The sequence below is a fragment of the Micromonospora vinacea genome (assembly GCF_015751785.1).
GTDB classification, from domain to species: Bacteria; Actinomycetota; Actinomycetes; order Mycobacteriales; family Micromonosporaceae; genus Micromonospora; species Micromonospora vinacea.
The window spans coordinates 2,448,700-2,468,682 of the sequence record NZ_JADOTY010000001.1; the positions used below are offsets into that span (position 1 = coordinate 2,448,700).

A 19,983-nucleotide genomic window follows, 5' to 3' on the forward strand; every position below is an offset into this window, starting at 1 on the left:
ACGAACGTCAGAGTCGCTCGACCACGTAGTCGATGGACGCGGTCAGCGCCTCGACATCGGCCGGCTCGACGGCCGGGAACAGCGCCACCCGCAGCTGGTTGCGACCGAGCTTGCGGTAGGGCTCGGTGTCCACGATGCCGTTGGCGCGCAGCGCCTTGGCGATCGCCGTGGCGTCCACCCCGTCGGCGAAGTCGATGGTGGCGACCACGTTGGAGCGCAGCGCCGGGTCGGTGACGAACGGGGTGGCCACGCTGGACCGCTCGGCCCAGCCGTAGACGGTGGCGGCGCTCTCGGCGGTGCGCTTCGCCGCCCAGGCCAGACCGCCCTGCGCGTTCATCCAGTCGGTCTGCTCGGCGGCCAGGAAGATGGTGGCCAGCGCCGGGGTGTTGTAGGTCTGCTCCAGCCGCGAGTTGTCGATCGCGGTGACCAGGTCGAGGAAGGCCGGGATGTAACGCCCGGACGCCTTGATCTCGGCGGCCCGGTCCAGTGCGGCCGGGGACATCAGGGCCAGCCAGAGACCACCGTCGGAGCCGAAGCACTTCTGCGGGGCGAAGTAGTAGACGTCGGTCTCGCCGACGTTGACCTCCAGGCCACCCGCGCCGGACGTCGCGTCGACAAGCAGCAGCGCGCCCTCGTCGGCCCCGGCCACCCGGCTGATCGGGACGGCCACACCGGTCGAGGTCTCGTTCTGCGGCGTCGCGTACGCGTCCACGCCGGACTCGGCGACCAGGGTCGGTGCGCTGCCCGCGTCGGCCTTGCGGACGGTCGGGTCACCCAGGAACGGGGCGTCCTTGACCGACTTGGCGAACTTGGCGCCGAACTCGCCGAAACTGGCGAACTGGGCCCGGTCGCGAATCAGGCCGAAGGTGGCGACCTCCCAGAACGCCGTGGTGCCACCGTTGCCGATCACCACCTCGTAGCCCTCGGGCAGCGAGAAGAACTCGGCGATGCCGGAACGCAGCCGGGCCACCTGGTCACGGACCGTCTTCTGCCGGTGCGAGGTGCCCAGGTAGCTGGTCGCGACCTCGGCGAGAGCGGACACCGCCGCCGGGCGGACCTTGGACGGGCCGCAGCCGAAACGTCCGTCGGCGGGCTTGATCTCATCGGGAATCCGGATGATCGGTGCGTCAGCCACGGTCTTGAAGATCCTTCCGCAAGGGCGAGGGCGGGCCCGGCGACACTGCCGGCCCCCATCCTCGCACCCGGGCCGGACGGCGATGGGCGGGGTCCCGGCCGTCGGTCTGAGTCCTTCGCCACAGTCGGCCTCGGCAGTCGTCGAGCAGGGGCCCCTCCCCGACGCGCGGCGTCGAGAAGGGGCCCCTGTCTATCGCTCAGACGCCGTGCGGGATTGCCGCCCAGCCCTCGACGTCGGACGGCTTGCGGGTCTCCGGGCCCATGTAGCGGGCGGACGGGCGGACCAGCCGCTGGAGGCGCTTCTGCTCCAGGATGTGCGCGCTCCAGCCGCCCATCCGGGCGCAGGTGAACATCGAGGTGAACATGTGCGCCGGCACCTCGGCGAAGTCCAGCACCACGGCCGACCAGAACTCGACGTTGGTGGCCAGCACCCGGTCCGGGCGACGGGCCTGAAGCTCGGCGAGGGCGGCCTTCTCCAACGCCTCGGCGATCTCGAAGCGCGGTGCGCCCAGCTCCTTGGCCGTGCGCCGGAGCACTCGGGCGCGCGGGTCCTCGGCACGGTAGACGCGGTGGCCGAAGCCCATCAACCGCTCGCCGCGGTCGAGGACGCCCTTGACGTAGCCCTCCGCGTCGCCGCTGCGCTCCACCGCCTCCAGCATGCTGAGCACCCGGGACGGGGCGCCGCCGTGCAGCGGACCGGAGAGGGCGCCGATGCCCGACGAGATGCAGGCAGCCGCGTCCGCCCCGGTGGAGGCGACGATGCGGGCGGTGAAGGTGGACGCGTTCAGGCCGTGCTCGGCGGCCGAGATGAAGTACGCGTCGACGGCCTTGACGTGCCGCGGGTCGGGCTCGCCGCGCCAGCGCTTCATGAAGCGCTCGACGATGGTCTGCGCCTTGTCGATCTCCTTCTGCGGCACCGCCGGCAGGCCGAGGCCGCGAGCGGACTGGGCGACGAAGGAGAGCGCCGTCACCGAGACCCGGGCGAGATCCTCACGGGCCTGCTCGTCGGAGATGTCCAGCAGTTGGTTGAGACCCCAGTACGGGGCCAGCATGGCGACCGCGGACTGCACGTCGACGCGGATGTCACCGGAGTGCACCGGCACCGGGAACGGCTCCGCCGGCGGCAGGCCCGGCCCGAACCGGCCGTCGACCAGCAGTGCCCACACGTTGCCGAACGACACCTGGCCGATCAGATCCTCGATGTCGACTCCGCGATAGCGCAGCGCACCGCCCTCACGGTCAGGTTCGGCGATCTCGGTCTCGAAGGCGACGACGCCCTCCAGCCCGGGTTTGAAATCGGCCATGTCGCTCTCCTGGATCTGGTCGGTGCGCCCGATCGCTCATCCGGCCCGATCGGCCGAGCGCCTTAGGCGACCCTCAGGGATGTGTTCGGAACATACTGCCTGCTGAGTAAGGGATACGCGACCCGCTGCGACTGTGCTGCACGCGACATCCCCGGACGCGCATTCTCCGCCCGGCTCGGTGAGACTGGGGCAGGGCGGGCTGGTCAGCGCGGGAGGGTGCTGGCGGGGCCCGCGAAAAGGAGTGGGGACGTGACGGGCGACACACCCGCCCCGGCCGCGATGCGTAACGAGTACGCCGCGGACCTGGGCCTGACCGAGGCTGACCTGGCCGTCGAATGGCACACCCAGTTCGACAGGTGGTTCGCCGACGCGGTGGCCTTCGGGCTACCCGAACCGAACGCCATGGTGGTGGGCACCGCCGACTCGGCCGGCCGGCCGAGCGGGCGGACGGTGCTGCTGAAGGGGTACGACAGGGAGGGCTTCGTCTTCTTCACCAACCACCTGTCGCGCAAGGGCGTCGAGGCGACCGCCAACCCGTACGCCAGCCTCGTCTTTCCGTGGTTTCCCATGCAGCGTCAGGTGGTGGTCGCCGGGCGGATCGCGCCCGTCGACCGCGCCACGAGCGAGGCGTACTTCGCCAGTCGGCCGCGCGGCTCCCAACTGGGTGCCTGGGCCAGCCCGCAGTCCCAGGTCGTGTCGGGCCGGGCGGCGCTGGAGGAGCGGTACCAGGAGGCGGCCGGCCGGTTCGCCGACCAGGCCGAGATCCCGACCCCGTCGCACTGGGGCGGGCTGCGGGTCCAACCCGAGTCGGTGGAGTTCTGGCAGGGCCGGGCCAGCCGGTTGCACGACCGGCTCCGTTTCCGTCGCCTCGACGCGGGTGGCTGGATCGTCGAGCGGTTGGCGCCGTGACGGGTGTGCAGGAGTCCCGGCCGCGCGCTGCGCGCCGCTGGGCGATCGACGTGCGCCCGCTGCGGGTTCCGGCGTACCGCCGGCTCTGGCTCGGCAACACGGTGGCGATGTTCGGCTTCCAGTTCACCGCCGTCGCGGTGCCGGTGGAGATGTACGCCCTGACCCGGGACTCGTTCTGGGTGGGCCTGCTGGGAGTGGCCGCCTTCGTACCGCTGCTGATCTTCGGGCTCTGGGGCGGCGCGGTCGCCGACGCCCGCGACCGGCGTGCGGTGCTGCTCGGCGGCTCATTGTTGCTCTGGGCATCCACTCTCGGGCTGCTGCTCCAGGCACTGCTGGACGTGGGCAGCCCCGTGCTGCTGCTGGCGTTGATGGCGTTGCAGTCGGTGGCCTTCGCGATCAGTTCGCCGGCCCGCAGCGCCATGCTGCCCCGGCTGGTGCCGGAGGACCTGGTGGCGTCCGCCACCACACTGAACTACACGACCTTCACCGCCGCCTCGGTCGCAGGCCCGCTCGCCGCCGGCCTGATCCTCTCCGCCTCGCCGGACACCACTGTGGTCCTGCCGATCGCCTACGGGCTGGACGCGGTGCTGTTCACCGCGATGCTCTGGGCCGCGCTGCGGCTGCCCTCGCTCCCGCCCGAGCCCACCGCCGACGGCCAGGCCCGGCGTGCCGGTCTGGCCAGCGTCGTCGACGGGTTCCGCTACCTGGCCACCACCCCGGTCCTGCTGCTGTCCTTCGGGGTGGACCTGATCGCGATGATCCTCGCCATGCCACGGGCCCTCTTCCCGGAGATCGCGCACGAGCGGTTCGGCGGCGGTGGCTCGGTCGGCCTGCTCTACAGCGCCATCGCGATCGGCTCGATGATCGGTGGGCTGACGTCCGGCTGGATCGGCCGGCTCCGGCGGCAGGGGCTCGGCCTGGTGCTCGCTGTGGTCGGCTGGGGCCTGGCCATCGCCGCAGCCGGGTTGGCCCACCAGCTCTGGCTGATGGTCGTGCTGCTCGCCGTGGCCGGCGCCGCCGACCTGATCAGCGCGGTGCTGCGTCAGTCGATGCTGCTGGTCTACGCACCGGACCGGATGCGCGGCCGACTCCAGGGCGTGAACACGGTGGTGGTGGCGGGTGGCCCGCGCCTGGGCGACCTGCGCGCCGGCACCATGGCCGCCGGGTTCGGTGGCGGGGTGGCCTGGGTGGCCGGTGGGCTCGCCTCCGCGGTGCTCGTGGTGGTGCTCGCTGTCGCGTTCCCGGCGCTGCTGCGCTACCGGGCGGCGGCGGCGTCGAGCGGCGACCGGACCTGACCGGTTAGGGTCGCCGGCATGGAAAGCCCCGATCCGCGCCCGTTCTCCGGCGCCCAGTGGACCATCTCCGCCGCCGGCCACGAGGCCGTCATCGTGGAGGTCGGCGGTGGGCTCCGGACGTACCGGCACGACGGTGTCGACCTGGTCGACGGGTACCAGACCGACGAGGTCTGCCCCGGTTGCACCGGGCAGGTGCTGGCACCCTGGCCGAACCGGATCCGCGATGGCCGCTACCCGTTCAACGGGCGGACGCACCAGCTCGCACTGACCGAGCCGGAGCGACACGTGGCCATCCACGGGCTGGTCAACTGGGTGCCCTGGCAGTTGCTGGAGCAGTCGGATGACGCCGTGACGGTCGGCTACGACCTGCCGCCGCAGCCCGGCTACCCGTGGCCGCTGCGGTTGCGCAGCCGGTGGAGCGTCGACGCGGACGGGCTGCGCGCCGAGCACGAGGTGACGAACATCGGCGGGGAGTTGGCCCCGTTCGGCTTCTCCGTGCACCCGTACCTGCAACTGCCGGGCGTGGCCGTTGACGACCTGGTGCTGCGGCTGCCCACCCGGAGCCGGGTGGTGGTGGACGGTCGGCTGCTGCCGGTGGGGGTGACCCCGGTGGCCGGCACCGAGTACGACTGGACCAGCCCGCGCCGGATCGGCGCGGCCGTGCTGGACGCCTGCTTCGGCGAGGTGATCCGGGAGGCCGACGGCGGTTCGTCGGTGAGCCTCTCCGCGCCGGACGGCGCGACCGCTGTGAGTATCTGGGCGGACGCCGAGTTCGGCTGGTGGCAGGTGTTCACCGGGGACGCGCTCACCGGTGAGCGGCACCGCCGCTCGGTGGCGATCGAGCCGATGACCTGCCCACCGGACGCGTTCCGGTCCGGCAAGGACCTGCTCACGCTCAAGCCCGGAACCACCTGGCGAGGTGCCTGGGGCATCCGCCCCGGTGCCTGATGGAGTTCGCCGAGGTCGTCCGCCGTCGGCGGATGGTGCGCAACTACGACCCGGACCGCCCGGTCCCGCCCGACGTGGTGGACCGGCTGCTCGACCACGCGGTCCGCGCGCCGTCTGCCGGCTTCGCCCAGGGCTGGGGTTTCCTGGTGGTGGAGGAGCCGGCCGATCGGGAACGGTTCTGGGCCGCCACCACCCCCGAGGGCGGTGGGCGGGAGCGCTGGCTCGCCGGCATGCGCCGGGCACCCCTGATCGTGGTGCCGCACGCCAACGAGTCGGCCTACCTGCGGCGGTACGCGGAGCCGGACAAGGGCTGGACGGATCAGTCAACGGACCGGTGGCCGGTGCCGTACTGGCATGTGGACGCCGGGTTCGCGGCGTTGCTGATGCTGCTCACCGCCGTGGACGAGGGGCTGGGGGCGTGCTTCTTCGGCATTCCGCCGCAGCGGCTCGCCGCCTACCGGGACGCGTTCGGCGTGCCGGCGGAGTACCAACCCATCGGTGCCGTCACAATCGGTTACCGGGCAGCCGACCATCGGTCACCGTCGTTGCGCCGGGGGCGTCGTCCGATGGACGAGGTCGTGCGGCGCGGCCGGTGGAACTGAGGTCGACGTCCCGTTCGTCCGGTTGAGGATCGGACGAGCGATAGCGAAACTGACATCAGGGAGCAGAACGCAGCGTGCGCTGGGCGGCTAGGCTGGCACGGTCATCGGGGTGCCGCGCCGCGCGGTGCTCGCCGCGGCCCGGCTCGGCGCCGTCGGTCGGCCCGGCCACGGGGAGGGGAGCGAGCCGTCGTGATCTTCAGAGCGGTCCGGGACGGGCGTCCCTATCCGGAGCACAATCTGACGCTCAAGCAGTGGGCGGAGATCCCGCCGCGACCACTGCGCCTGGATCAGATGATCACCACCAAGCGCGAGTTGGCGCTGGACAAGCTCCTCGCCGAGGACTCCACCTTCTACGGTGACCTCTTCCCGCACGTCGTGCAGTGGAACGGCGGGCTCTACCTGGAGGACGGGCTGCACCGGGCGCTGCGCGCCGCCCTTCAGCAGCGCAACCAGATCCACGCGCGGGTGCTGGTGCTCTCCGAGCCCATCGAGTGACGAGCCCTTCTTTCCCGCGCTGAACCTTCGTTAGGGTGGCGTCCATGACCGCTGCGCTGGACCTGCTCGACCTGGACCCGTCGCTCAGCGAGGAGGAGCGGCAGATCCGCGACGTCGTCCGCCAACTCGTCGACGACCGGGTGCGACCCCACGTCGCCGACTGGTACGAGGACGGCAAGGTGCCCGCCCGGGAGCTGGCCCGCGAGTTCGGCAAGCTCGGCCTGCTCGGCATGCACCTGACCGGCTACGGCTGCGCCGGCGCCTCAGCGGTCGCCTACGGGCTGGCCTGCCAGGAGCTGGAAGCCGGTGACTCCGGCCTCCGCTCCCTGGTCTCCGTGCAGGGATCGCTGGCCATGTACGCCATCTGGCGGTACGGCAGCGAGGAGCAGAAGCAACGCTGGCTGCCGTCGATGGCCACCGGTGAGGCGATCGGGTGCTTCGGCCTGACCGAGCCGGACCACGGCTCCGACCCCGCCTCGATGGCCACCCGGGCCCGCCGCGACGGCAACGACTGGGTGCTCAACGGCGGGAAAATGTGGATCACCAACGCCCCGATCGCGGACGTCGCGGTGATCTGGGCGCGCACCGACGAGGGCGTGCGGGGTTTCGCCGTACCCATGGACACACCCGGCGTCACGGCCCGGGAGATCCACCGCAAGATGTCGCTGCGCGCGTCGGTGACCGGCGAGATCGTGCTCGACGACGTCCGGCTCCCGGCCGACGCCCAACTGCCCGAGGCGGTCGGGCTCAAGGCGCCGCTGAGCTGCCTCACCGAGGCCCGCTACGGCATCGTCTGGGGCGCTGTCGGCGCGGCCCGCGACTGCCTGGAAACCGCCCTGGCGTACGCGACGACCCGCACCCAGTTCGGTCGCCCACTGGCCGGCTTCCAGCTCACCCAGGCGAAGCTCGCCGACATGGCCGTCGAGCTGGTGAAGGGGCAGTTGCTCGCGCTGCACCTGGGCCGGCTCGCCGACGCCCGGCGGCTGCGGCCCGAGCAGGTCAGCGTGGGCAAACTGAACAACGTGCGGGAGGCCCTTTCCATCGCCCGGCAGTGCCGCACCATCCTCGGCGCCAACGGCGTCTCCGGCGAGTACCCGGTGATGCGGCACGCCAACAACCTGGAGAGCGTGCTGACCTACGAGGGCACCTCCGAAATCCACCAACTGGTCATCGGGCAGCGGCTGACCGGGCTCTCCGCGTTCGCCTGACCTGCCCGTTTGTCGCTTCCTGGCGCTCGCCGAGCGACTGTCGTATCGGGGCCGTACCGTCATTGACAGACGACGTGTCTGACGAGGACGGTGAGGGTGATGGCCCGCGACGCTGGCAGCAACGAGCCCACGAGAGAGTTCCCCGGTTACCCGACCGGTGACGATCTCAAGGCGCGGTCGAGCGCGACACCCGAGTGGAGCACCGACACGCCGGGTGGTCCCGCTGATCCTGGTGGTCCCGCTGGTCCTGCTGGGCCCGGTGGCCCGACGAGCGGTGGCGACGGCTCCGGCGGTGGCGGTGGGGCGGCCCGCGGTCTGCTCCTGCTGCTCGGCGCCGCCGCGCTGGCAGTGGTCGTGCTACTCGGCATTCAGGCGACCGGCATCCTGCCGGAGTTCCGCAACCCGTTCGCCAAGGAGCAGACCGACCGCAGTCAGCCACCGCTGCTGAAGTCGATCCAGGACCTCAGCCGCTACGTGGCCGCCGAAGGCAACTTCCAGGTCGTTGTCGACACCCAGAACGACCGGCGCAACGTTCCGGACTTCCTGCTCAACGAGCGCACCCTGTTCGTCGGGGCCGGCAGCGTCGAGGCGTACGTCGACTTCACCAAGATCGGTGAGGGTGCCATCGTCCAGTCCGCCGACGGCAAGTCCGTCGAGATCAAGCTGCCCGCGCCGCAGCTCGGCGAGACCAACCTCGACATGGAGAAGAGCTACGTCTTCGCCGAGCAGCGCGGTCTCCTCAACCGACTCGGTGACCTGGTCGGCAACGACCCCAACCGGCAGCAGCAGGTCTACCAGCTCGCCGAGGACCGGATCACCGCCGCCGCCCGGGACAGCGGGCTCTCCGCCCGCGCCGAGGAGAACACCCGCAAGATGCTGGAAGGGCTGCTCCGCTCCCTCGGCTACCAACAGATCACTGTCACCTACATAGCTCCCTGACCTGCCCCCGTACGCCGAAGCGCCCGCCCCGACTCTCGTCGGAGCGGGCGCTTCCGTCTGCCGCCCACGCTCAAGATCCGCGCAACTTCGGGGATGTTGGTGCCTCAAGCGCCCCCGAGGCAGCAACATCCCTGAAGTTGCCGCCCCAGGGGGCGTGGCCGGGGAGGGGTCAGTGGCCGGTGGAGGCCAGGTAGCGGTCCTCGTTCGGCATCAGCACCCACAGGATCAGGTAGACGATCACCTGGGTGCCGGGCAGCAGCAGCGACAGCAGGAACAGCAGCCGGACCATTCCGGCCGACATGCCGAACCGCCGTCCGAGGCCGGCGCAGACACCGGCGATCATGCGCCCCTCGCGGGGCCGGACCAGTTTGCGACTCATCGTCGTACTCCCACTCTGCGGCGGTGCGCCGCGTCTGCAATCCACGGTAGAAAGGGATGGCCACCTCGCCCTCGGTCCCGAGGAGGAGCGGCAACCCGTGGACCCGTAGGTGCTTTACCCGGGCGGCCCCCCGCTGACGCCTCCCCGAGCCACCACCCGCCGGCGAGCGGGCGCGGGCGGGAGACGGTGGTCGGGTGTTCACGTCCCGGACCGGGTGGGCGGTGAGCTGGGCAGGTAGGCTGGCTGATCGGCCTTCCACACCCCGGAGGGCCGGTACCCCATACCCCGGACGGTCACCATCGGGGCCGCCAGATCGGTGGTCACGACCCGTCCGGGTCCCGTACGCCGGGACGACGGCGAGGAAGCGCAGCCATGATCAGTGTTTTCGACCTCTTCAGCGTCGGTATCGGGCCGTCCAGCTCGCACACGGTGGGGCCGATGCGGGCCGCGCGTACGTTCGTCGGTGGGTTGAAGGCCGACGGGCTGCTCACGGACACGGCGCGGGTGCAGGCCGAGTTGTTCGGTTCGCTGGGTGCCACAGGGCATGGCCACGGCAGTGACCGGGCGGTGCTGCTGGGGTTGGCCGGGGAGTCCCCGGAGACGGTCGACACGGACACCGTTGGTCCTCGGGTCGAGCGGATCCGGGCCGAGCGGCGGATCGACATCCTCGACGCGCATGAGATCGACTTCGACCCGGACCGGGACCTGACGCTGCACCGCCGCCGGTCGTTGCCGTACCACCCGAACGGGATGACCTTCGTGGCGTACGACCGGGCCGGTGCCGTGCTGCGCAGCCGCACCTACTACTCCGTCGGTGGCGGGTTCGTGGTGGACGAGGCGGCGGCGGGGGCGGACCGGATCAAGCCGGACAGCACAGTGGTGCGGTACCCCTTCCTGACCGGGGCGCAGCTGCTCGACGTCACCACCCGCACCGGGTTGTCGATCAGCGAGGTGATGTTGGCCAACGAGCGTTCCTGGCGCAGCGAGGCGGACATCCGGGCCGGTCTGCTGGAGATCTGGCGGGTGATGCAGGAGTGCGTGGAGCGCGGCTGCGAGCGGGACGGCGTACTCCCCGGGGGGTTGAAGGTCCGGCGGCGCGCGGCGGAGCTGCGGCGCGGCCTGGAGGCGGAGGTCGGGACGGCCGACCCGCTGCACGCCATGGACTGGGTGACGTTGTTCGCGCTCGCCGTCAACGAGGAGAACGCCGCGGGTGGCCGGGTGGTCACCGCGCCGACGAACGGCGCGGCCGGGATCATTCCGGCGGTGCTGCACTACTACACCCGGTTCGTGCCGGGCGCCGATGACGAGGGCGTGGTGCGGTTCCTGCTGACGGCCGGGGCGATCGGCGTGTTGTTCAAGGAGAACGCCTCGATCTCGGGCGCCGAGGTGGGTTGCCAGGGCGAGGTCGGTTCGGCGTGTTCGATGGCGGCGGCGGGGCTGGCCGAGGCGCTCGGTGGCACCCCGGAGCAGGTGGAGAACGCGGCCGAGATCGGGATGGAGCACAACCTCGGGTTGACGTGTGACCCGGTGGGTGGCCTGGTGCAGATCCCCTGCATCGAGCGGAACGCGGTGGCTAGCATCAAGGCGATCACGGCTGCCCGGTTGGCGCTGCGCGGCGACGGGGTGCACAAGGTGTCGCTGGACAAGGTCATCAAGACCATGCGGGAGACGGGCGCCGACATGAAGGTCAAGTACAAGGAGACGGCGCGTGGCGGTCTGGCCGTCAACGTGATCGAGTGCTGAGTCCGGTCGATTCGGGGCAATCGTTCACCGACTGCTAACCTGTCGTCCGTTTCAGGAGGCGGGAGGCTGCGGTGACCTCTGGCGTCGCGGCGTTGTGGTCGCACCGCAACTCGCTGCGCATCCTGGTCAGGCGCGATCTTGCGGTCAAGTACCAGCAGTCCGTGCTGGGCTACTTCTGGTCGTTGATCGAGCCGCTCGGCATGGGCGCCATCTACTGGTTCGTCTTCGGGGTGCTCTACTCCCGGGACACCGGTCGGCACCTCGGTGAGGCGGCCGGGTCGTACCCGTTGTTCCTGATCACCGGCATCTTCGCCTGGATGTGGACCAGTTCGGCGCTGAGCGAGGCGACGAACGCGCTGACCGGCCAGTCCCGGCTGATCACCACGATGAACGTGCCGCGTCAGGTCTTTCCGATCGGCCGGGTCACGGGCCGGTTCGCCGAGTACGCGGCCGGCCTTCCGATCCTGATCGCCATCGCGGTGATCTACGCGGTGCACGGTCGGATCCACCCCGGCTGGTCGCTGCTCTCCCTGCCGCTCGCGGTGGCCGTCCAAGCGGTCCTGTTGACCGGGCTCGCCCTGCTGCTGTCCGCGTGGAACGTGCTGATGCGCGACGTGGAACGGTTGATGCGGCTGATCATCCGGGTGCTCTTCTACGCCACGCCGATCATCTATCCGCTGAGCCTGGTCCGGGAGTCAGGGCTGCCCGGCTGGTTGAAGGTGGTGTACGAGCTGAACCCGCTGGTCGGGATCTTCCAGCTGCACCACGCGATCTGGTACCCGGACGAGTTCCCGGACGCCCGGCTGCTCGCCACCACGATCGTCGGAAGTGTGCTGGTGCTGGCCGCCGGTTGGTGGTCGTTCCGCCGGTTGGAGCCAGCCGTGCTCAAGGAGCTCTGACGTGGCCGCGCCGATCATCGAGGCGGACGGCCTGGGCATCCGGTTCGTCCGCAACCGTCGCCGCCAACTGCGGCTGCGCGAGTTGTTCATCCACCGGGGCGCCCGTGGTGCGTTGCCCGGCCAGTTCTGGCCGCTGCGGGACGTGTCGTTCAGCATCGAGCCCGGCGAGACCGTCGGGGTGATCGGCCGCAACGGCACCGGCAAGAGCACACTGCTGCGGCTCATCGCCGGGGTGCTCATTCCGGACGAGGGCGGCATCCGGGTGCACGGCGCGGTGGCGCCGCTGCTGGAGTTGTCAGCCGGTTTCTCCAACGACCTGACCGGGCGGGAGAACCTGCACCTGGTCGGTGGGCTGCACGGACTGTCGACGAGCTACCTGAAACGGCACTTCGACGAGATCGTCGAGTTCGCCGGTGAACAGGTGGAACGGGCCATCGACACGTCGGTCCGGCACTACTCGTCGGGAATGAAGGTGCGGCTGGGTTTCGCGATCATCTCGCACCTGCCGCACCCGATCCTGCTGATGGACGAGGTGACCGCGGTCGGGGACGCGGAGTTCCGCAAGAAGTGTTACGCGACTATTGATCGTCTGCTCGGGGAGGGGCGCACGCTGGTGCTGGTGTCACACAACGAAAAGGACCTGACCCGGTTCTGCCGTCGGGGGTTGTACCTCGACGCGGGCCGGTTGACGCTCGACGGCACCATCGCCGAGGCGCTCGACGCGTACCACGCCGCGGTTCCGCGGTGACGCTCGCGATCGTGCTCGCCGCCGGGACGCCCGCGGCGGGCCTGACCACTGCGAACGGTGAGCCGCTGGCCGACCGCCTGGCCGCCCAGTTGCGCCTGGCCGGGGCGGACGAGGTGCGCTTCGCCGCCAACCTCGACGAGCTGACCGACCTGGTCGCCACCGCTACCGCCCCCGTGCTGATCACCGGCACCGACCTGGTGGCGCACACCGCCGTACTGCGGCACCTGGCCACCAGCCCGGTGGGCCCCACCGTGGCGCTGGTGCTCGGCGACCCGCCGGTGCCCGGTCGGACCGCCGTGCGGGAAGAGCGCGGCCAGGTGGTCGACGCGGGCGCGTTGGACGCCCTCGACGGGGCCGCCACCGGCGTGTTCGGCGGCGCGCTGCGGGTCGGCGTGGACGACCTGCCGACCCTCGCGGCCGCCGCCCGGGCCGCCGCGTCCGGGATGCTCCCCGTGGCCGCCCCGATCGGCCCGGCCGGCGACGTGGCGCCGCTGCCGGCGACCGGCGGCGCCGGGTCCGGGGGATCGGTCGCGGCCGGTGGCCCCGGGTCCGCCGTGGACCGGCTCTTCGCGGGTCTCGCGGCGCTCGGCACCCTGATCTTCGCCCAGCGGGTACGCCTGCTCGTCGCCCACCGGATCGAGGACCAGGCCGGGCTGACCGCTGCCGAGGCGGCGGTGACCGCTGTCGACGAGGACCGGGCGGAGCTGCGGCTGTCGGTGAAGGAGAAGGACGACTTCTTCTCCACCTACTTCGTCAGCACCTGGTCGCCGTACGTGGTCCAGCTCTCGGCCCGGCTCCGGCTCACCCCGACCGGGGTGACGGTGATCTCGGTGCTCTTCGCGTTGGGCGCGGCGGTGCTGTTCGGGGTCGGTGGGCGGCCCGCGCTGGTCGGTGGCGCGGTGCTGCTCTACCTGGGCTTCGTGCTGGACTGCGTGGACGGGCAGTTGGCCCGTTACACCCGGCACTTCAGCGCCTGGGGTGGCTGGCTGGACACGATGGCGGACCGGGCCAAGGAGTACCTGGTCTACGCCGGGCTGGGCTTCGGGGTGAGCCACGCCGGGCTGGGCAACGGGTGGGCGCTCGCGATCGCCGCGATGACGTTGCAGACCGTCCGGCACATGACCGACACCTGGTACGGGGTGCTGCACGACGAGGCGGCCCGCCGGCCGCGTACGGCGACGAACGCCAGCGGCGGGATCGGTGACCGGCTCAACGCGGCGTCGACCAGGGTGCAGGCGGACACCGGGTCGGTGTCGTACTGGCTGAAGCGGACAGTGGTCTTCCCGATCGGTGAGCGGTGGGCGCTGATCGCGCTGACCGTGGCGCTGTTCAACCCGCTGGTGAGCCTGATCGCCGTGCTGGTCTGGGGGGTGCTGGCGTTCGCGTACACCGGGGCGCTGCGGACGCTGCGGGCCCGCTGGATGTGGGTGCCGGTGCTGGACACCGTCGACGCCACCCTGCACCGCGACGACGGGCCGCTGGCCCGCTGGTTGCCGGTGGTCCGCCCGATGGGGCCGCTGACCCTGGCGGTGATCGCCGCGCTCGGACCGGCGGTGCTGCTGGTCGGGGCGCTGCTGAGTGACGCGCCCGATGGGCTGCGTTGGGCGGTGCCGGTGGCGCTGCTGGTGCTGCTGGTAGGTGGCCTGGGCGCCGGGGCGGCGCACAACGGTCCGCTGGACTGGCTGGTGCCGGCGGCGTTGCGGGCCGCCGAGTACCTGTTCGCCATCGCGGTCGGGGTGGTTGGCGCGGCGCCCGGCTGGCTGATCTTCGGGTACGTCTTCGTGCTGACCGTGCACCACTACGACCTGACGGCCCGGCTGGAGAAGCGACAGGCGGCACCGCCCCTGCACGCGGCGACGCTGGGCTGGGACGGGCGCTCGGTGCTGTTGGCCCTCGCGGCGATCGCCGGTATTGCGGGTATCGGACTGGCTACACTCGGTGCGTACCTTCTCGTGGTTTTCGTGGTGAGCGTCGTCCTGGCCTGGTTCGTGCGACCGGCCCGTAGCGCGCGGGCGTCGGTGGCGCCGGCGGGCGCTGGAGGTGCCGCGCCGCGCTGACGGAGGGCGGCCGGATGACTCTGATCAGCTTCGTGGTGCCGGCCTTCCGGGTGCAGGGTTACCTCCGGGAATGCCTGGATTCCATCCTCGGTCAGCCGGAGACCGACATCGAGGTGATCGCCGTCGACGACTGCTCGCCGGACGCCAGCGGCGACATCATCGACGAGTACGCGGCCCGCGACCAGCGGGTCCGCTCGGTCCGGCTGTCGGATAACGTCGGCCTCGGTCCGGCCCGGAACATCGGGCTGGACCGGGCCGTCGGCGAGTACGTGTGGTTTCTCGACGGCGACGACTGGCTGGCCCCGGAGTGCCTGACCGAGGTCGCCGAGCGGTTGCGGGTCACCCGCCCGGACGTCCTGCTGGTCGACCACGTCCGCACCCACTGGAACGACACCGCCACCCGCAGTGCGATGGCCGAGGTGTTCCCGGAGTCGCCGGGCCCGGACACCTTCCGGTTGCGGGACCGGCCGCAGGCGATGCACCTGCTGCACACCGCGTGGAACCGGCTGGTCCGTCGGGAGTTCCTCGCCGACCTGGGGCTGCGTTTCGCGCCCGGCTGGTACGAGGACGTCTCGTTCAGCTACCCGGTGCTGATGGCCGCGCGGCGGATCGGCGTACTGGATCGGGTCTGCGTGAACTACCGCCAACGCCGCGCCGGCGCGATCACCAGGACCCGGGGTGACCGGCACTTCGAGGTCTTCCCGCAGTGGCACCGGGTGTTCCACCTGATGGATTCGTGGGGGCCGGCGACGGAGGCCCTGCGGCCGGCGGTCTTCGAACGGATGATCTGGCACTACCTGACGGTGCTCGGCAACGGTCAGCGGATCGCGCCGGAGCTGCGGGAGGCGTTCTTCGCGCAGATCACCGCCGACTACGAGCGCTGGCTGCCGCCCGGCGGCTATCCGGTGCCGGACGGGGTCGAGGGGATCAAACACAAGCTGGTCGCGACCGGCCGGTGGCGCACCTTCAGCGCGTTGCGGGCCGCCAGCCGGGCCAAGGACGCCGCCCGCCGGCAGGCCCGCACCGCGCGGCGCACTGTCGGGCCGGTCGCCCGGCGCGGTGCCCGGCTGACCCGCGACGGGCTGCTGCGCGAGTACTACCGGGCCGAGTTGCGGCGGCCGGTCGACCCGACGCTCGCTGTGTACGCCGCGTACTGGTACCGGGGTTACTCCTGCAACCCGGCGGCCATCTACGAGGTAGCCCGCCGGTTGGCGCCGGGGGTGCGCGGGGTGTGGGTGGTGCGCCGGGACCGGGTGGACTCCGTGCCGGCCGGGGTGGAGTACGTGGTGGCCGGCACGCCCGCGTACTACCGGGTGCTGGCCCGCGCCCGATGGCTGGTCAACAACGTCAACTTCCCGGACTTCGTCCGCAAGCGACCGGAACAGGTGCACCTGCAGACCCACCACGGCACCCCGGTCAAGGTGATGGGGCTGGATCAGCAGCGCTACCCGATCGGCGCGGGCCGGATGGACTTCGCCGGGCTGCTGCGCCGGGTGGACCGCTGGGACTACAGCGTCAGCGCCAACAGCTTCTCCACCCAGATGTGGGACCGGGCCTATCCGGCCTCGTACACCACGCTGGAGGTGGGGTATCCGCGCAACGACCGCCTGGTCACGGCCGGTCCGGACGAGGTGCGCCGGCTCCGCGCGGAGTTCGGCCTCGACCCCGACGAGCCTGTCGTCCTGTACGCCCCGACGCACCGCGAGCACCTGCCCGGCTACCGGCCGCCGTTCGACCCGGACCGGTTCGTGCAGGCGCTGGGTGGTTCGGGCCGGTTGCTGATGCGCAGCCACTACTTCCACGACCGGGACCGACGTCCCGGGCGGCCGAAGGACTGGGAGCGGGTTCGCGACGTCAGCGGCCATCAGCGGGTGGAGGATCTCTATCTGGTGGCGGACGTGCTGGTCACCGACTACTCGTCGGCCATGTTCGACTACGCGGTGCTGGACCGGCCGATCGTGCTCTACACCCCGGACTGGGAGGCGTACCGGCTGGCACGGGGGGTCTACTTCGATGTCACCGCCGAACCGCCGGGCGCGGTAGCCTCCACTTTCGCCGATCTGCTCGACCTGTTCCGTGCCGACGGGGTGCGTTCGGACGCGGCGACGAAGGCCCGCGAGCATTTCCGGGCCCGATTCTGCACTTTGGACGACGGGCGGGCGGCGGAGCGCGTGGTGCGTCAGGTGTTCCTCGGGGAGCCGGGCGAGCGCTCCACGCACTGCTGATCGGCACTTCTGTCGTGTAATAGCAGTGTCATCGATCGAACATGAGACGTTTACCCGATGTCCTAAACCCATGATCCTGGTCACAGTCGTCTGGGGTTCGGCCGACGCGCTGGGGGGGAAGACGGTGAGCACCGTCACGCTCAAGGATGTGACCAAGGTTTTCCGGGACGGCACGCTGGCCGTCGACAGCATCAACCTGGATGTGAACGACGGCGAGTTCATGGTGCTGCTTGGGCCGTCCGGGTGCGGCAAGTCGACGGTTCTGCGCATGATCGCCGGGTTGGAGGACCCGACCACCGGTGCGGTCATGCTCGACGGGGAGTTGGCGAACGACCTCCCCCCGCGGGACCGCAAGATCGCCATGGTCTTCCAGGACTTCGCGCTCTACCCGCACATGACTGTTGGCGACAACATCGCGTTTCCACTGCGGCTGGCCGGGATCGAGCCCGAGCCGCGGGGCGAACGGGTCAGTGACGTGGCGAGCGCGCTGGGCATCGGTGACGTGCTGGCCCGCAAGCCAGGTCAGCTCTCCGGCGGGCAACGACAGCGGGTGGCGATGGGCCGGGCGATCGTCCGCCGGCCCGGCCTGTTCCTGATGGATGAGCCGCTGTCCAACCTGGACAGCGGCCTGCGGGCCGAGTTGCGCGCGGAGATCTCGGGCCTGACCCGGGAACTGGGCGTCACCACCGTCTACGTCACGCACGACCAGGCCGAGGCGCTCACCATGGCCGACCGGGTGGCCATCATGCGCCGCGGCGTGCTCCAGGACGTGGGCACCCCGACCCAGGTGTACGGCCGGCCGGCGACGCTCTACGTGGCGGCGTTCCTGGGCAGCCCACGGATGAATCTGCTGGAGGCGTCTGTCTACGTCCACCTCGACCGGTACGTCACGCTCAACCTCGGCGACCAGTCGCTCTACCTGCCCTGGAACGACATCCGCAGTCGTGCGGTGGCGCATTACCACGGTGAGCGGATCGTGGTCGGCATGCGGGCCGAGGCGCTCACCCCGGTCGCCCCGGACAGCCCCGGCGACGTGCTGCGCGGGCGGATCCGCTACCTGGAGCACCACGGGCACGAGTCGTTGGCGTTCCTCGACATCGGCGCGACAGCGGTCGTGGTCGACGAGATGGGCGCGCCACTCGAATCGCCACCGGTCGGTCAGCGCGGCCTGCGTCGGTTCGGCTCGGTGATGCAGCGCCTCACCGGCAAGCCGGTGGAGCCGCAGGAGGCTCCGAGTGGCGGCGGCACCCAGACCAGCGTGCTTCCCGATCCGGGCCGGCACCACCGCCGCCCGGCGGAGCTGGCGGTGCGGCTGGCGCCGTACCCGGCTGTCAGCGCCGGTCACCCGCTCGCCGTCTCGGTCCGGATGGACGCGCTGCACTTCTTCGACGAGCGGGGCGCCCGGATCGACGTGGGTTGGCGCTGACGACGTGCCGGAGCGGGGTGGCGGGCCTGCCACCCGGTGCCCTACGGTCTGCCCACCCAGTCCACTGTGAATGACCACCGAGAGGGGTGCACCCGTGTCGGGTGACCGTCCCAGTCCGCTCGTCATCGAGCGCATCCTGCGGGATCGCGACAGCATCTGGCAGCAGATCGTTGCCGAGCGTGACCTCAACGTCCTGACCGGACGGATGCTGACCAGCTCGGCCATAGCGTTGGCCTGCTACGGGGCGGTGCTGGGCTTCTTCCACAGCCCGCTGATGGCGCTGACCTCGGCGTTGAAGCTGCCACTGCTGTTCCTGGTCACGCTTGCCATCTGCCTGCCCACGCTCTACCTGTTCAACCTGGTCTTCGGCGCCCGGCTCTCGGTGCGGCAGTCGTTGGCGTTGGTGATGGTGGCGATCACGGTCACCTCGATGCTGGCGGTGGCGTTCGCGCCGATCAGCCTCTTCTTCCTGATCACCGCCAACGACTACGGGTTCTTCAAGCTGCTCAACGTGGCGATCCTGACCCTGTCGGCGCTCGTCGGGTTGCGCTTTCTGACCAGCGGGATGCAGGTGCTCAACGACCACGGCCTGCTCGCGCCGGAGGCCGCCAATGCCACGGTCGACGTGCCGGCCAACGCCCCGACGCCGGTCCAGGCCGTGCCGGCCGCGGTGCCCGTCGGGGCGACGCCGGTCGCTGCGGCGGCCGCCGGTGAGAGCGCCGAACCGGTCGCCGTGCCGGCCGGTGTCGCGGTGGCCGAGCCGACAGCGAACGGTGCCGTGACCACAGCGCCAGCCCCGGCTCAGGTGCCGGCGCAGTGGCCCGGGCAGCCGGCCGGTGCCTCGTTCCCGCCCGGCATGCTGCCGCCCGGTTACGTGGCGCAGCGCCCGGGGGACGGCCGTACGGCCCGACGCGGCGAGCCGACGCAGCGGCCGGCCAGTATGACCCTGCTCTACATCTGGATCCTGCTCTTCGGTTTCGTCGGCACCCAGCTGGCCTGGACGCTGCGGCCGTTCTTCGGCGACCCCGGCCAGGATTTCGCCTTCTTCCGCAGCATCGACGGCAACTTCTACGCGGAGATCCTGCGCACCATCGCCAACCTCTGAGCGTGTCCGGTCGGTGAAATCGCTGGTTGCCGGCCTGGTTACTGATGAGTAACGTCAGGTCATGACTATCGACTCCCGCCAGGTGGCGGCCGGCATGCTGGAAGCGGTGCCGTTCGCTCGTACGCTCGGCATCGAGTTCGTCGAGGTGGCGCCCGAGGCGGAGGGCGGCGTGCGGGCCGTCGTCCGGCTGCCCGACTCGCCGGCCGCCCACAACCACATCGGCGGGCCGCACGCCGGCGCCATGTTCACCCTCGGCGAGACGGCCTCCGGCGCGGTCGTGCTGGCAGCCTTCGGGCAGCTGCTCGACCGGGCCGTGCCGTTGGCCGTCCGAGCCGAGATCGCCTACCGGAAACTCGCCATGGGCCCGGTGCTGGCCACCGCGCGACTCGGTCGGCCAGCGGTCGAGGTGGTCGAGGAGCTGGCGGCCGGTCGACGCCCGGAATTCCCCGTCACGGTTCAGATCGCCACCGAGGACGGTAAGCCGACCTCGGAAATGACAGTGATCTGGACGCTGCGACCGAACTGAAACGCCTCAGGGCGGCCGAAACGGGTTTGCGGGCCCAGCAG

17 protein-coding genes and 1 pseudogene are annotated in these 19,983 nt (G+C 71.1%); 15 read left to right on the top strand and 3 right to left on the bottom strand.

What is annotated here, in order from left to right:
* Window positions 1-7: 7 nt before the first annotated feature.
* Together serC and IW249_RS11800 are read right to left on the bottom strand one after the other, a co-directional pair.
* Entirely contained in the window at window positions 8-1,135 is a 1,128-nt protein-coding gene (serC, locus tag IW249_RS11795) for a phosphoserine transaminase (RefSeq protein ID WP_196920762.1), read from the bottom strand.
* Between the two features lie 196 nt (window positions 1,136-1,331).
* On the bottom strand, window positions 1,332-2,438 hold the full coding sequence (locus IW249_RS11800; protein WP_091395245.1) for a citrate synthase 2: 1,107 nt from the start codon (window positions 2,436-2,438) through the stop codon (window positions 1,332-1,334).
* Between the two features lie 279 nt (window positions 2,439-2,717).
* Between IW249_RS11800 and pdxH the strand changes: the two genes are divergently transcribed.
* The 7 genes from pdxH to IW249_RS11835 all read left to right on the top strand — a co-directional run bounded on the left by pdxH (window position 2,718) and on the right by IW249_RS11835 (window position 8,834).
* Entirely contained in the window at window positions 2,718-3,347 is a 630-nt protein-coding gene (gene pdxH, locus IW249_RS11805) for a pyridoxamine 5'-phosphate oxidase (RefSeq protein WP_196924749.1), read from the top strand.
* Window positions 3,344-4,642, top strand: coding sequence for an MFS transporter (locus tag IW249_RS11810; protein ID WP_196920763.1), 1,299 nt, complete (start codon window positions 3,344-3,346; stop codon window positions 4,640-4,642). Before pdxH ends, IW249_RS11810 begins: the two co-directional genes overlap by 4 nt.
* Window positions 4,643-4,660: 18 nt before the next feature.
* On the top strand, window positions 4,661-5,590 hold the full coding sequence (locus IW249_RS11815; protein WP_196920764.1) for an aldose 1-epimerase family protein: 930 nt from the start codon (window positions 4,661-4,663) through the stop codon (window positions 5,588-5,590).
* On the top strand, window positions 5,590-6,192 hold the full coding sequence (locus IW249_RS11820; protein WP_196920765.1) for a nitroreductase family protein: 603 nt from the start codon (window positions 5,590-5,592) through the stop codon (window positions 6,190-6,192). Before IW249_RS11815 ends, IW249_RS11820 begins: the two co-directional genes overlap by 1 nt.
* 189 nt (window positions 6,193-6,381) lie before the next feature.
* Window positions 6,382-6,687, top strand: a complete 306-nt coding sequence (locus tag IW249_RS11825; RefSeq protein ID WP_030329612.1) for a type II toxin-antitoxin system VapB family antitoxin — start codon at window positions 6,382-6,384, stop codon at window positions 6,685-6,687.
* 44 nt (window positions 6,688-6,731) lie between these two features.
* Complete coding sequence (locus IW249_RS11830) at window positions 6,732-7,895, top strand: acyl-CoA dehydrogenase family protein (RefSeq protein WP_196920766.1); 1,164 nt, start codon at window positions 6,732-6,734, stop codon at window positions 7,893-7,895.
* Between the two features lie 99 nt (window positions 7,896-7,994).
* Window positions 7,995-8,834: a DUF4230 domain-containing protein gene (locus IW249_RS11835; RefSeq protein ID WP_196920767.1), complete on the top strand. Its 840-nt coding sequence runs from the start codon at window positions 7,995-7,997 to the stop codon at window positions 8,832-8,834.
* A 169-nt stretch (window positions 8,835-9,003) separates the two neighbouring features.
* Here the strand turns inward: IW249_RS11835 and IW249_RS11840 are convergent, their stop codons facing one another.
* Entirely contained in the window at window positions 9,004-9,213 is a 210-nt protein-coding gene (locus tag IW249_RS11840; RefSeq protein ID WP_030486383.1) for a PspC domain-containing protein, read from the bottom strand.
* A gap of 372 nt (window positions 9,214-9,585) precedes the next feature.
* Between IW249_RS11840 and IW249_RS11845 the strand changes: the two genes are divergently transcribed.
* The 8 genes and pseudogenes from IW249_RS11845 (at window position 9,586) to IW249_RS11880 (ending at window position 19,942) form a co-directional block, all read left to right on the top strand.
* Complete coding sequence (locus IW249_RS11845; protein WP_196920768.1) at window positions 9,586-10,956, top strand: L-serine ammonia-lyase; 1,371 nt, start codon at window positions 9,586-9,588, stop codon at window positions 10,954-10,956.
* Window positions 10,957-11,027: 71 nt separating this feature from the next.
* Window positions 11,028-11,855: an ABC transporter permease gene (locus tag IW249_RS11850; RefSeq protein ID WP_091395221.1), complete on the top strand. Its 828-nt coding sequence runs from the start codon at window positions 11,028-11,030 to the stop codon at window positions 11,853-11,855.
* Between the two features lie 142 nt (window positions 11,856-11,997).
* Window positions 11,998-12,603 (top strand): annotated as a pseudogene (locus tag IW249_RS11855) (ABC transporter ATP-binding protein); the annotation flags it as partial.
* Complete coding sequence (locus IW249_RS11860) at window positions 12,600-14,660, top strand: DUF5941 domain-containing protein (protein WP_196920770.1); 2,061 nt, start codon at window positions 12,600-12,602, stop codon at window positions 14,658-14,660. The pseudogene IW249_RS11855 and the gene IW249_RS11860, both read left to right, overlap by 4 nt.
* Before the next feature lie 14 nt (window positions 14,661-14,674).
* Window positions 14,675-16,885 carry a bifunctional glycosyltransferase/CDP-glycerol:glycerophosphate glycerophosphotransferase gene (locus tag IW249_RS11865; protein ID WP_196920771.1) on the top strand — a complete coding sequence of 737 codons (2,211 nt, stop codon included), beginning with the start codon at window positions 14,675-14,677 and terminating at the stop codon, window positions 16,883-16,885.
* A gap of 70 nt (window positions 16,886-16,955) precedes the next feature.
* Window positions 16,956-18,311, top strand: coding sequence for an ABC transporter ATP-binding protein (locus IW249_RS11870; protein ID WP_231392490.1), 1,356 nt, complete (start codon window positions 16,956-16,958; stop codon window positions 18,309-18,311).
* Window positions 18,312-18,405: 94 nt separating this feature from the next.
* The gene (locus IW249_RS11875; protein WP_196920772.1) at window positions 18,406-19,416 is read left to right on the top strand and encodes a hypothetical protein; all 1,011 of its coding nucleotides are present in this window, start codon (window positions 18,406-18,408) and stop codon (window positions 19,414-19,416) included.
* A 61-nt stretch (window positions 19,417-19,477) separates the two neighbouring features.
* Window positions 19,478-19,942, top strand: a complete 465-nt coding sequence (locus tag IW249_RS11880; RefSeq protein ID WP_196920773.1) for a DUF4442 domain-containing protein — start codon at window positions 19,478-19,480, stop codon at window positions 19,940-19,942.
* Window positions 19,943-19,983 lie beyond the last annotated feature (41 nt).

Excerpts from the sequence above, each read along its gene's own strand:
- IW249_RS11800 (WP_091395245.1), bottom strand. The coding sequence starts at position 2,438 with ATGGCCGATTTCAAACCCGGGCTGGAGGGCGTCGTCGCCTTCGAGACC.
- pdxH (WP_196924749.1), top strand. The coding sequence starts at position 2,718 with ATGCGTAACGAGTACGCCGCGGACCTGGGCCTGACCGAGGCTGACCTG.
- IW249_RS11815 (WP_196920764.1), top strand. The coding sequence starts at position 4,661 with ATGGAAAGCCCCGATCCGCGCCCGTTCTCCGGCGCCCAGTGGACCATC.
- IW249_RS11820 (WP_196920765.1), top strand. The coding sequence starts at position 5,590 with ATGGAGTTCGCCGAGGTCGTCCGCCGTCGGCGGATGGTGCGCAACTAC.
- IW249_RS11830 (WP_196920766.1), top strand. The coding sequence starts at position 6,732 with ATGACCGCTGCGCTGGACCTGCTCGACCTGGACCCGTCGCTCAGCGAG.
- IW249_RS11835 (WP_196920767.1), top strand. The coding sequence starts at position 7,995 with ATGGCCCGCGACGCTGGCAGCAACGAGCCCACGAGAGAGTTCCCCGGT.
- IW249_RS11840 (WP_030486383.1), bottom strand. The coding sequence starts at position 9,213 with ATGAGTCGCAAACTGGTCCGGCCCCGCGAGGGGCGCATGATCGCCGGT.
- IW249_RS11845 (WP_196920768.1), top strand. The coding sequence starts at position 9,586 with ATGATCAGTGTTTTCGACCTCTTCAGCGTCGGTATCGGGCCGTCCAGC.
- IW249_RS11865 (WP_196920771.1), top strand. The coding sequence starts at position 14,675 with ATGACTCTGATCAGCTTCGTGGTGCCGGCCTTCCGGGTGCAGGGTTAC.
- IW249_RS11870 (WP_231392490.1), top strand. The coding sequence starts at position 16,956 with ATGATCCTGGTCACAGTCGTCTGGGGTTCGGCCGACGCGCTGGGGGGG.
- IW249_RS11880 (WP_196920773.1), top strand. The coding sequence starts at position 19,478 with ATGACTATCGACTCCCGCCAGGTGGCGGCCGGCATGCTGGAAGCGGTG.